Genomic DNA, 11,611 nt, shown 5'->3' with positions numbered 1-11,611 from the left:
ATCTCGATACGGGCGCTGCGCGCCCTACTCGATCAGCATGGCGGGGGCGGCGCGCCCCGCATGATCAGCATGGAGCGGGCCGCCCCGCGACCCCTGCCGGCGCAGCCGTTCCATGCTGGTCGAGTAGCCGCCGCAGGCGGCGTATCGAGACCCACCCACCGCCGACCGCTCGGCCGCCGCAGCCCGAACCATGCTGGTCGAGCAGCCGCGCAGCGGCGTATCGAGACCCACGCGTCCGTGCCGGACGAATCACCGCCGCAGCCCGACCCATGTTGGTCGAGTAGCCGCGCAGCGGCGTATCGAGACCCACCCACCACGACGGAAGGCCCGAGATGACCACGCACAACGAGTGGCTGTTCCCGCGGGGAGCCCTCGCCCGCGACGGCTGGGAGAGCGTCGTCGACGACGGCCTGCCCGGCTGGCGGCACACCGGCCTCCGGGTCGCCGAGCTGCAGGCCGGCGCCGAGGTCGAGCTCCCCGCGGCCGGTCTGGAGCGCCTCGTCGTCCCCCTGTCCGGATCGTTCACGGTCCGGCACCGCGGCTCGGACGCGTCGGAGACCACCGTGCTGGAGGGTCGGGCCTCGGTCTTCGACGGTCCGAGCGACGTCCTCTACCTCTCGGCGTCGTCCTCGGCGACCGTCTCGGGGGAGGGGCGCGTCGCGATCGCGGAGGCGCCCGCCTCCGTCGAGCACCCCAGCCGGCACGTCCCGCGCGCGGAGGTCCCCGTGGAGCTGCGCGGCGCCGGCCGCTCGAGCCGCCAGGTGCACAACTTCGGCACCCCGGGCGCGCTCGACGCCGACCGCTTCATCGTCTGCGAGGTCATCACCCCGGCCGAGAACTGGTCGAGCTTCCCCGCGCACAAGCACGACGAGGACGTCCCCGGCCACGAGTCGCAGCTCGAGGAGATCTACTACTTCGAGTCCGCAGTCAGCCGCGGCGTCCGGGCGCCCGCGGACGCGGATCCGTTCGGGATGTTCAGCACCTCCGCCTCGCCCGCCGGCGAGATCGCGATCGACGCGACCGTGCGCACCGGCGACGTCGCCCTCGTCCCCTTCGGCTACCACGGCCCCGCGGTCGCCGCCCCGGGCTACGACCTCTACTACCTCAACGTGATGGCGGGCCCCGGCGACGAGCGCGCGTGGCTGATCAGCGACCACCCCGCGCACGGGTGGATCCGCAGCACCTGGGACGACCAGGAGATCGACCCCCGCCTGCCGTACACGACCGACAGCACCGACACGAGCACCGACACCAGCACCACCGGAGGACAGCACTGATGGCCGACAAGACCCAGCGGATGACCGTGAGCCAGGCGCTCGTCGAATTCCTCGCGCGGCAGTGGACCGTGGACGGCGACCACCGCGAGCGCACGATCCCGGGGATGTTCGGCATCTTCGGGCACGGCAACGTCGCCGGCATCGGCCAGGCGCTCGCGCAGGCGAACGCCGCCGATCCCTCGCTGATGCCCTACCACCAGGCGCGCAACGAGCAGGCGATGGTGCACCAGGCCGTCGGCTACGCGCGGATGCACCGGCGCCTCGCGACCTACGCGAGCGCCGCCTCCGTCGGGCCGGGCGCCGCGAACATGCTCACCGGAGCCGCGCTCGCGACCGCGAACCGCCTCCCGGCCCTGCTGCTGCCGAGCGACACGTTCGCCACCCGCGTCGCGGACCCGGTGCTGCAGCAGCTCGAGCTGCCGCACGACATCGGCATCACCGTGAACGACGCGTTCCGGCCGCTCTCGCGCTTCTTCGACCGCGTCCAGCGCCCGGAGCAGCTCTACTCGATCGCCCTCGCGGCGATGCGCGTGCTCACCGACCCCGCCGAGACCGGCGCGGTCACCATCGCGCTGCCCGAGGACGTCCAGGCGGAGGTCGTCGACGTCCCCCTCGCCTTCCTGCAGGAGCGCGAGTGGCACCTGCGCCGCCCGGTCCCGGAGCGCGGACCGCTCGAGCGCGCGGTCGCCGCGATCCGCGCGGCCCGCGCCCCGATCGTCGTCGCCGGCGGCGGCGTCATCTACTCCGGAGCCGAGGAGGCGCTGCGCGCGCTCGCCGAAGCCACCGGCGTCCCGGTCGCCACCTCGCAGGCCGGCGGCGGAGCACTCGCCTGGGACCACCCGCAGTACCTCGGCGGGATCGGCGCCACCGGCTCCACCGCGGCGAACCGCCTCGCGGCCGACGCCGACGTGGTCATCGGCATCGGCACGCGCTACAGCGACTTCACCACCGCGAGCCGCACCGTCTTCCAGAACGAGGACGTCGTCTTCGTCAACGTCAACATCGCCGCCTTCGACGCGTACAAGCACGGCACCCAGCTGCCGGTCGTCGCCGACGCCCGCGAGACCCTGCTCGCGCTGCGCCAGCAGCTCGACCGCTTCCACGTCTCCGACGAGTACGCGGAGCGCATCCGGCGCGAGAGCGCGGAGTGGGACGCCGCCGTCGACGCGGCCTTCGTGCCCTCCGGACGCGCGCTGCCGGGCCAGGCCGAGATCATCGGCGCGGTCCAGGCCTCGACCGACCCCGAGGACGTCGTCGTCCAGGCGGCCGGCTCGCTGCCCGGCGACCTGCACAAGCTGTGGCGGGTGCGCGACAGCCTCGGCTACCACGTGGAGTACGCCTTCTCCTGCATGGGCTACGAGATCGCCGGCGGCCTGGGCGTCAAGCGCGGCGCGGAGGCGTCGGGCTCGGACCGCGACGTCGTCGTGATGGTCGGCGACGGCTCGTACCTGATGCTGCACACCGAGCTGGTGACCGCGGTGGCCGAGGGGCTGAAGATCATCGTGGTGCTGATCCAGAACCACGGCTACGCCTCGATCGGGCACCTCTCCGAGACCGTCGGCTCCGACCGCTTCGGCACCAAGTACCGCACGCTCGACCCCGTGACGCGCGGCTTCCAGGGCGAGACCGTGCTCCCCGTCGATCTCGCGGCGAACGCCCGCAGCTACGGCGTCGACGTCATCGAGGTGGAGCCGGGGGAGTCGGCGATCGACGACCTGCGGGCCGCGATGGCGACCGCGAAGGCCGCCGACCGCACGACGCTCATCCACATCACCAGCGACCCGCTGCTGTACGCGCCGAGCGGTGAGGGCTGGTGGGACGTGCCGGTGCCGAGAGTGTCGGAGCTGCCGAGCACGCAGCGCGCGTTCGAGGAGTACACGCGCCAGCGCGCGGCGCAGAAGCCGCTGCTGGGCTGACCAGTCCGGTGTATGTAAGGACATTTGCACACTGATCGTCTACGATGGTCAGATCCGCCACCGGCGCCGAGGCGCCCGATCCCCTGGAGAAGACCATGAGCGCCACCGTCACCGCCGACGCACCGACCGCTGAGGCAGCGAGCGCCGGAGTCGAGCCGCTGCGGGCCGGCGCCGCGACGGCGACCAGCCTCTGGAACGACTCCGCCGACCTCGAGGAGCTGCGCCGCTCCATCGCGTTCGGCGCGGTCGGGGCGACCTGCAATCCGGTCATCGCGCTGACGACGATCGAGAAGCACCTCGACGTCTGGGGCCCGCGGATCGCCGCCCTGGCCGAGGCGCACCCCACCGCCGGCGAGAGCGAGCTCGGCTGGCTGGCCATCGAGCAGATGTCGATCGAGGCGGCCGAGCTGCTGCTCCCCGCGTTCCGCGCGAGCGGCGGGCGGGACGGCCGCCTGTCGGTGCAGACCGACCCGCGGCTGCACCGCGACGCCGACGCGCTGGTCGCGCAGGCGGTGCACTTCTCGGAGCTGGCCGAGAACATCATCGTGAAGATCCCCGCGACGGCGACGGGCATCCGCGCCATCGAGGAGGCGACCTACCGGGGCGTGAGCATCAACGCGACCGTCTCGTTCACCGTCGCGCAGGCGGTCGCCGTCGCCGAGGCGATCGAGCGCGGCTTCGACCGCCGCGCGGCCGAGGGGCTGCCGGACCACGAGTTCGGCTCCGTCGTCACGATCATGGGCGGGCGGCTCGACGACTGGATCAAGGCGTCGGTCGCGGCCGACCGCCGCCTCGTGCACCCCGGGCACCTCGACTGGGCCGGCGTCGCCGCGCTCAAGGAGGCGTACCGGATCTTCCAGGAGCGGGGCTACCGCTCGCGCATCCTCTCGGCGGCGTTCCGCAACCACCTGCAGTGGTCCGAGCTGGTGGGCGGCGACCTCGTCGTCTCGCCGCCGTTCGAGTGGCAGCTGCTGATCCACGAGAACCGCATCGAGGTGGACCCGGCGCGCATCGACGTCCCCGTCCCGGCCGAGATCCTCGCCGCGCTGCTCGAGCTCCCCGAGTTCCGCCGCGCCTACCTCGAGGACGGCATGACCGTCGACGAGTTCGGCTCCTTCGGCGCCACCCGCCGCACCCTCCGCCAGTTCCTCGACGCCGACGCCCGCCTCGACGCCCTCGTCCGCGAGATCCTCCTCCCCACGATCTAGCCGCGCCGGCCCGGCCTCGCAGAGGGCGCCCCCCTCCTGCTGATCGAGCAGCCCGCGCAGCGGGCGCATCGAGATCCACCGTTCTGCAGAGTGTGGGTCTCGATACGCGCTGCGCGCTACTCGACCAGCATGGAGCGCGTGGCGCCCGTCCCCGGGGATGGAGCGCGTGGCGCCCGTTTCCACGGATGGAGCGCGTTGCGCCCGTCCTCATGCAGGGGCGCGCGGGCCCATGCTGATCGAGTAGCCCTCGAAGAGGGCGTATCGAGATCCACCGTCGTGCAGACGTGGGTCTCGATACGCGCTGCGCGCTACTCGACCAGCATGGGGGCGGGGGCGCGTCAGGAGGCGAGGTACGCGCGCCAGCCGCCGTGGGCGGTGATGTCGGCGGCGCCGGCGAGAGCGATCGGCTCGACGAGGAAGCCGCTGACGGGGGAGCCGTCGGCGAGGGTGACCGAGCCGATCGCCATCGGCTGGGGGAGCGCGGCGACGAACGAGCCGAAGGCCGCCTCCGTCAGCCGGTACACCTCGACCTCGAGCGCGGCGCCGCCCTCGGCGACCCGCACGACGCCCGGCTTGGGCGGCACGGTCGACAGGGCGAACAGCCGGTAGTCGGCGCTCGTGGTCGTCGCGGCCACGAACTCCGCGCCGCGGTCGGCGAGCTGGTGGTGCAGCGGCTGGTCGCGCAGGTGCGCGCCGGCCACGGCGAGGAGGACGGTGCTCCCGGACGCGGTGCTGACGGATGCGGTGCTCATGAGCGGCCCCAGACGAGTTCGGCGAGCTGACGGTCGGAGAAGGCGGGGCCGATCAGCTGCACGCCGAACGGCAGCCCGTCGACGACTCCCGCGGGGTACGCGACGGCCGCGAGGTCGAGCAGGTTGGCGAAGTTCGTGAAGCGCCCGAGCCGCGAGTTGACGCCGATCGGGTCCGAGGCGACCGCGTCGAGCGTCGGGTGCTCGGTCGTCGTCGGCAGCAGCAGCGCGTCGATCCGCTCGAACACCGCGTCCGAGGCGGCGCGGGCGCGGTCGAGCCGCTCCTGGTCCTGGAAGAGCCGCCACGCGGGCAGGTCCCGGGCGCGCGAGACGATGCCGCCGACCACCGGATCCACCTCGTCCGGGTGCGCGTCGACGAACTCGCCGACCGCGGCGTAGCGCTCGGCCACGAACGCGCCGTCGTAGAGCATCCGCGCCGTCTCGAGGAACACCTCGATGTCGAGCTCCACGAGCGTCGCCCCCGTCGCGGCCCACCGCGCGACCTCGGCGTCGAACGCCTCGGCCCAGCCGGGAGCCAGCTCGCCGAGCTGCCCGGGCCGCGGGACGCCGATGCGCGCGGTCGGCGCGAACGGTGCCGCGGATCCGCTGCGGCTGAGCGGGTCGCGGGAGTCCGGCCCCGCCATCACGTCGAGCGCGCGCCGGGCGATCGCCGGATCCTGCGCCATCACGGTCACGACGTCCAGGCTCCGGCAGGCCGGCACGACACCGGCGGCGCTGACCCAGCCCTTCGTCGGCTTCAGCCCCGCCAGCCCGTGCAACGCGGCCGGCACGCGACCCGAGCCCGCCGTGTCCGTCCCGAGCGCGAGATCGGCGCCGCCGAGCGCCACCGCGACCGCGGATCCGGAGGACGAGCCGCCCGATATCCGGGAGGGATCGACCGCGTGCCGCACCGCGCCGTAGGGGGAGCGGGTGCCGACGAGGCCGGTCGCGAACTGGTCGAGATTGGTCGTGCCGAGCACCACCGCCCCGGCCGCGCGCAGGCGGGCGACGACGGTCGCGTCCTCGGTCGGCGCGTAGGCGAAGGCGGGGCAGGCCGCCGTGGTGTCGAGCCCGGCGACGTCGATGTTGCCCTTCACCGCGACCAGCAGCCCGGCGAGCGGGAGCGCCGGATCGACGGCCGCGAGCTCGGCGGCCACCTCGGCCTCGGGGCGCAGGGCGATGAACGCCTCCGGCCGGGCGGCGAGCCTGCGGTAGCGCTCGGCGACGTGCGCCGCGGGGTCCTCGATCATGCCGCTTCCTCCTCCTCGGCCGAGTCGGCCGTCGTCTCCAGCACCACGAGCACCGTGCCCGCGGCCACGTGCGCGCCGATCTCGGCGACCACGGCGACCACGCGGCCGGCCGCGGGGGCCGTCACGGGCGCCTCCATCTTCATCGCCTCGAGGGCGAGGAGCGTCTGCCCCGCGGCGACCTCCTCGCCGACGGCCACGTCGATCCGGAACACCGTCGCCACGAACGGCGCCTCGACGCCCTCGCAGCCGGCCGGGATCTCCACCGCGGACGACGCGGGCGGCGCCGGCACCGCCTCCTCGCGGTCGAACTCGCCCGAGGCCTCCCACGCGGCGCGCTCGGCACCGAAGGCGCCCGCCTGCACCGCGCGGAAGTCCGCGATCGACTCCGCGTTCTCCGCGAGGAACTCCTGGTACTCCGCGAGCCCGAACTCGCCCTCCTCGATCCGCAGCGGCAGGCGCCCCGCGGCCATCTCCGAGCGCAGCTCGAGCAGCTCCTCCGGCTCGACCGGGTACCAGCGGATGCGGTCGAAGAACCGCAGCAGCCACGGCACGCCCGCCTCGAACGCCCCCGCCTGGTGGTGCGTCGACCAGATCGGCACCGTGCGGCCGACGAACTGGTAGCCGCCCGGCCCCTCCATCCCGTAGATGCAGAGGTAGGCGCCGCCGATGCCGACCGCGTTCTGCGGGGTCCAGGTGCGCGCCGGGTTGTACTTGGTGGTGACCAGCCGGTGCCGGGGGTCGAGCGGAGTCGCGACCGGGGCGCCGAGGTAGACGTCGCCGAGACCGAGCACCAGGTACTCGGCCTCGAACACCGTGCGGTAGACCTCGTCGACGCTGTCCAGGCCGTTGATCCGGCGGATGAACTCGATGTTCCACGGGCACCAGGGCGCGTCGTCGCGGACGCCCGCCATGTAGCGGCGGATCGCCTCGCGCGTCGACGGGTCGTCCCACGCCAGCGGCAGGTGCACGGTGCGGCTCGGCACGCGCAGGTCGGCCGTCGCGGGCAGCAGCGCCTCGGCCGCGAGCACCGCCTCGGCGACCGCGTCGGTCGAGGTGGTGCGCGGGTCGAAGTGGACCTGCAGCGAGCGGATGCCCGGGGTCAGCTCGATCACGCCCGGCAGCGCGGCCTTCTCGAGCATCTCGGCGATCGCGTGCACGCGCATCCGCGAGGCGAGGTCGAGGCTCATGTCGCCGATCTCGACGAGCAGGTTCGCGTCGCCGCTGCGCCGCAGCACCAGCGACGGGTCGCCGCCGTGCGCGGGCCGGCGGTGCAGCACGCCCTGGTCCTCGACGACCGCGCGGCCGGCCTCGGGCTGCGCGAGCGGAGCGTCGAGCAGCCCGGCGGCCTGCGCCGCGGAGACCGGCACGAAGCGCACGGTGTCGCCGGGTCGCAGCTGGCCGAGTCGCCAGAGGTGGCCCGTGGCGACGCTCGCCGGGCAGGTGAAGCCGCCGAGGCTCGGCCCGTCGGGACCGAGCAGGATCGGCAGGTCGCCGGTGTAGTCGACGGCGCCCACGGCGTAGGGGGTGTCGTGGATGTTGGAGGGGTGCAGGCCCGCCTCGCCGCCGTCCTCGCGGGCCCAGTGCGGCTTCGGGCCGACCAGGCGGACGCCCGTGCGCGCCGAGTTGAAGTGCACCTCCCAGTCGGTGGCGTAGAAGACCGCCATGTCGTCCTCGGTGAAGAACTCCGGGGCGGCGTGCGGGCCCTCGAGCGCGGCGAGCGTCCAGGCGTGCCCGAACGCGGGGCGCTCGGCGACCGGCACCGGCGCCACAGCGTTCGGCTGCTCCGGGGTGCGCAGCCCGAGCACGTCGCCCGGGGCGAGCGCCCGCCCGGCGTGCCCGCCGATCGCGCCGAGGTCGAAGGTGCTGGCCGAGCCGAGCACGAGCGGGATGTCGAGTCCGCCCTCGACGAGCAGGTACAGCCGCATGCCGCTCTCGGCCGTGCCGATCGCGAGCACGCCGCCGGCCGGCACCGCGACCGGCTCCCACTGCGCGACCGGAGCGCCGTCGAGCAGGACGGGCGCGGGCGCCCCGGTGACCACGACGCGGGTCGCCGTGTGGAAGCGGAGCGTCGGCCCCGTCATCGTGATCTCGAGCCCGGGCGCGCTCTCGGGGTTGCCGAGCGCGGTGTTGCCGAGGCGGAACGAGAGCGCGTCCATCGGCCCCGACGGCGGCACGCCGACCGGCCAGTAGCCCAGGCGGCCGGTCGCGTCCTGCACCGTGGTGAGCATCCCGCCCTTCAGCACCTCGACCCGCGGAGTCGTGTCGCGCAGCCCGTCGAGGGTCGCGGTGGAGTGCTCGGCGGCGAGCACCGACGGCTCCGCGGCGATCGCCCGCAGCAGGCCGACGTTGGTCGCGATCCCGTCCACGCGCGTCTCGGCGAGCGCCCGGCCGAGCGCGGCCCATGCCTCCTCGCGGGTGCCGCCGCTGACGATCACCTTCGCCAGCAGCGGGTCGTAGGAGGTGGACACCTCGCTGCCGGGGCGGATCCAGCCGTCCACGCGGACGTCGTCCGGGAAGGACAGCCCGGTGATCGTGCCCGAGCTGGGCGCATTGCCGAGGTCCGGGTTCTCCGCGTAGACGCGGGCCTCGACGGCCGCGCCGCTCGGCTCCGGGACCGCGTCGAGGAACGCCGTCTCGCCCTGCGCGAGGCGCAGCATCCACTCGACCAGGTCGATGCCGTAGCGCGACTCCGTCACCGGGTGCTCGACCTGGAGCCGGGTGTTCACCTCGAGGAACGCCGCCTCCTGCCGCACCGGGTCGTAGATGTACTCGACCGTGCCGGCGCTGCGGTAGCCGGCCTCGGCGCAGAGCAGGCGCGACGCCTCCGCGATGCGCTCGCGCACGGCGTCCGGGAGATCGGGGGCGGGGCTCTCCTCGACGACCTTCTGGTTGCGGCGCTGCAGCGAGCAGTCCCGGTCGCCGAGCGAGACGACGCGGCCCGCGCCGTCGCCGAAGACCTGCACCTCGACGTGCCGGGCGCGCTCGACGAGCCGCTCGAGGAAGACGCCGGCGGAGGAGAAGCCCGCCTCGGCCAGGCGGCGCACCTCGCGCCAGGCGGCGCGCAGCTCGGTCTCGTCGCGGCAGGCGCGCATGCCGATGCCGCCGCCGCCCGCGGTCGCCTTGAGCATCACGGGGTAGCCGATCCGGTCGGCCTCGCGGGCCGCGTGGTCGGCGTCGTCGAGCAGTCCGGTGCCCGCCAGCAGCGGCACTCCCGCGCGCTCGGCGGCGTCGCGCGCGGTGTGCTTGGCGCCGAACACCTCCAGCTGCTCGGGGGTCGGGCCGACGAAGACGATGCCCGCCGCCGCGCAGGCGCGCGCGAACTCGGCGTTCTCGCTGAGGAAGCCGTAGCCCGGGTGGATCGCGCCGGCGCCGGTCTGCGCGGCCGCCTCGAGGATCCGGTCGATCCGCAGGTAGCTGTCCGCCGCGGGAGCCGGGCCGAGGCGCACGGCCTCGTCGGCGAGCGCGACGTGCGCGGCGCCGAGGTCGGCGTCGGAGTAGACGGCGACGGTGCGCAGGCCCATCGCCTTCGCGGTGCGGAGGATGCGCACGGCGATCTCGCCGCGGTTGGCGACGAGGAGGGTGTCGAAGCTCATGCGCCCGCCCCGCCGGTGGCGCCGCCGGTGCTGTGTGTGCCGCCGGTCACGCCGTCGTGCACGATCATCTCGGCCCGCGACGGGTCGAAGCCGTTGCACGGGTTGTTGATCTGCGGGCAGTTCGAGACGACGACGAGGGTGTCCCGCTCGGCGCGCAGCGTGACGCTGAGCCCGGGGGAGGAGATGCCGTCGACGATCCCGAGCGCGCCGTCCGGGTCGACCGGCACGTTCATGAACCAGTTCACGTTCGAGACCTGGTCGCGCTTGCCCATCCCGTGCCGCGAGAGCTCCGCGACGAAGTTCTCGGCGCAGGCGTGCTGCGCCGTGGTGTGGAAGCCGTAGCGGAGGGCGTTGCTCTCCTTCGAGCAGGCGCCGCCGAGGGTGTCGTGGCGCTCGACGTCGGTCGCCACGACGCTCAGCAGCGGGCGGTGCTCGGCGTCGCGGAGCACCGAGCCCGTGACGAGGTACACCGTCGCCTGCGCCTGGAGGGTCGCGGCGGCGGAGTAGGCGGTGCGGTCCTCGGCGTCGTAGGCGAGGAAGTCCACGGCCTGGTTGCCGTCGACGTCGACGATCGTCAGGTGCTCGCCGCGCTTCAGGAGTCGCGACCACGGCGCGCGGGCGGCGACCGTCTCGCGGTGGATCTCGGTGCCGTAGGCGGTGGTGGTGCCGGTGGTGCGGGTGCCGGTGCTCGTGTCGGTCGTGCTGTCGATCGTGCTGTCGGTGGTGCTCATGCGATGCCCCTCGCGCTCAGGTACTCGTCCGTCTGGAGGAAGGCGCGGCGGCCCTCCGGGGTGGCGTCGCGCTCGTCGGCGCTCGCCGGCTCGCCCGCCCAGGCGTGCACGTCGACCGCGCCGACCGTGAACTCGGGTCGCGGGTCCAGCGGATGCGCGGTGTTCGCCAGCAGGACGATCGCCGGCATCTCCAGGCGCAGCGTCACCGAGCGGCCGGGGCCGGCGCTGCCGAGCCACTCCGGGCTGCCGTCCTCGCGGATCCGCACGCCCTGGAAGTACGAGACGCTCGGCGGCAGGTCGCGCCGGCCGAGGCCGTGCTTGGCCGCGCCGAGCAGCAGCAGCTCGCGCCCGGCCGGCGACGGACCCTGCGGCGAGCCGTCGCCGTAGCGCTCGACGTTCCGCGCCAGCGCCGTCGTCCCGTAGATCGTGTCGTGGTGGCCCGAGTCGTCGGCGACGACGCTCGCGAGCACCCGCCCCTGGTCGCTCAGGAGCAGCTGGCCGGCGCCCGCGTAGACCTGCCACTGCACCTTCACGGTGTCGGCCACGTTCAGCCGCTCGTGCGGCTCGAGCGCGCTGTGCAGGAGCAGCGACACGCAGGCGTCGCCGGTCGCATCGGTGAGGCGGAGGTGCGTGCCGCGGGCGAGGACGCGGTGGCCGTAGCCGCCGCCCTCGATCCGCTCGGACCAGCGCAGCGCCTCGGGCGCCACGCCGTCCGGGGGCGCGGGCCGCGTGCTCGCCGCCGCGGCCTCCTGGGCGCGGGCGTGCTCGCGCGCGCCCGCCGTGGTCGAGGTGCCTGATGTGGTCATGATGCGCCCGCTCCGTCTGCTGCTGGGGTTTCTATCACCCGACAGGAAGTCAACCGCGCCCCCGTGTCGCCCCTGTGACCC

At 74.3% G+C, this 11,611-nt stretch carries 8 protein-coding genes; 3 read left to right on the top strand and 5 right to left on the bottom strand.

The genetic code is table 11. From position 1 onward, the window contains the following. The first annotated feature begins 332 nt into the window (after positions 1 to 332). From iolB to HQQ82_RS12980, 3 genes are all read left to right on the top strand, one after another. Positions 333 to 1,277 carry a 5-deoxy-glucuronate isomerase gene (iolB, locus tag HQQ82_RS12990; RefSeq protein WP_173233809.1) on the top strand — a complete coding sequence of 315 codons (945 nt, stop codon included), beginning with the start codon at positions 333 to 335 and terminating at the stop codon, positions 1,275 to 1,277. After that, complete coding sequence (gene iolD / locus HQQ82_RS12985; RefSeq protein WP_173233807.1) at positions 1,277 to 3,193, top strand: 3D-(3,5/4)-trihydroxycyclohexane-1,2-dione acylhydrolase (decyclizing); 1,917 nt, start codon at positions 1,277 to 1,279, stop codon at positions 3,191 to 3,193. Before iolB ends, iolD begins: the two co-directional genes overlap by 1 nt. Before the next feature lie 95 nt (positions 3,194 to 3,288). Then, a complete protein-coding gene (locus HQQ82_RS12980; protein WP_173233805.1) occupies positions 3,289 to 4,401 on the top strand; it encodes a transaldolase family protein in 1,113 nt (370 codons plus the stop codon). A gap of 338 nt (positions 4,402 to 4,739) precedes the next feature. On the opposite strand, the gene HQQ82_RS19575 is transcribed toward HQQ82_RS12980, so the two are convergent. From HQQ82_RS19575 to HQQ82_RS12960, 5 genes are read right to left on the bottom strand one after another with little or no spacing between them, the layout of a single operon-like run. After that, positions 4,740 to 5,153: a hypothetical protein gene (locus tag HQQ82_RS19575; protein WP_216848541.1), complete on the bottom strand. Its 414-nt coding sequence runs from the start codon at positions 5,151 to 5,153 to the stop codon at positions 4,740 to 4,742. Then, positions 5,150 to 6,400 carry an allophanate hydrolase gene (gene atzF, locus HQQ82_RS12975; protein WP_216848540.1) on the bottom strand — a complete coding sequence of 417 codons (1,251 nt, stop codon included), beginning with the start codon at positions 6,398 to 6,400 and terminating at the stop codon, positions 5,150 to 5,152. The genes HQQ82_RS19575 and atzF overlap by 4 nt, the downstream gene beginning before the upstream one ends. Then, entirely contained in the window at positions 6,397 to 9,993 is a 3,597-nt protein-coding gene (uca, locus tag HQQ82_RS12970) for an urea carboxylase (protein WP_173233804.1), read from the bottom strand. The genes atzF and uca overlap by 4 nt, the downstream gene beginning before the upstream one ends. Continuing rightward, positions 9,990 to 10,724, bottom strand: coding sequence for an urea amidolyase associated protein UAAP2 (locus HQQ82_RS12965; RefSeq protein ID WP_173233802.1), 735 nt, complete (start codon positions 10,722 to 10,724; stop codon positions 9,990 to 9,992). The genes uca and HQQ82_RS12965 overlap by 4 nt, the downstream gene beginning before the upstream one ends. Next, a complete protein-coding gene (locus HQQ82_RS12960) occupies positions 10,721 to 11,530 on the bottom strand; it encodes an urea amidolyase associated protein UAAP1 (RefSeq protein ID WP_173233800.1) in 810 nt (269 codons plus the stop codon). The genes HQQ82_RS12965 and HQQ82_RS12960 overlap by 4 nt, the downstream gene beginning before the upstream one ends. Positions 11,531 to 11,611: the final 81 nt, after the last annotated feature.

This window comes from Rathayibacter sp. VKM Ac-2856, from assembly GCF_013205055.1.
Classification (GTDB): domain Bacteria; phylum Actinomycetota; class Actinomycetes; order Actinomycetales; family Microbacteriaceae; genus Rathayibacter.
The sequence above is the reverse complement of the archived record's forward strand: the minus strand, read 5'-3'. Positions and strand labels throughout refer to the sequence as shown.

What these genes read in the sequence shown, in the direction of transcription:
- iolB (WP_173233809.1), top strand. Translation starts at nt 333, where the DNA reads ATGACCACGCACAACGAGTGGCTGTTCCCGCGGGGAGCCCTCGCCCGC.
- iolD (WP_173233807.1), top strand. Translation starts at nt 1,277, where the DNA reads ATGGCCGACAAGACCCAGCGGATGACCGTGAGCCAGGCGCTCGTCGAA.
- atzF (WP_216848540.1), bottom strand. Translation starts at nt 6,400, where the DNA reads ATGATCGAGGACCCCGCGGCGCACGTCGCCGAGCGCTACCGCAGGCTC.
- uca (WP_173233804.1), bottom strand. Translation starts at nt 9,993, where the DNA reads ATGAGCTTCGACACCCTCCTCGTCGCCAACCGCGGCGAGATCGCCGTG.
- HQQ82_RS12960 (WP_173233800.1), bottom strand. Translation starts at nt 11,530, where the DNA reads ATGACCACATCAGGCACCTCGACCACGGCGGGCGCGCGCGAGCACGCC.
- HQQ82_RS12965 (WP_173233802.1), bottom strand. Translation starts at nt 10,724, where the DNA reads ATGAGCACCACCGACAGCACGATCGACAGCACGACCGACACGAGCACC.
- HQQ82_RS19575 (WP_216848541.1), bottom strand. Translation starts at nt 5,153, where the DNA reads ATGAGCACCGCATCCGTCAGCACCGCGTCCGGGAGCACCGTCCTCCTC.
- HQQ82_RS12980 (WP_173233805.1), top strand. Translation starts at nt 3,289, where the DNA reads ATGAGCGCCACCGTCACCGCCGACGCACCGACCGCTGAGGCAGCGAGC.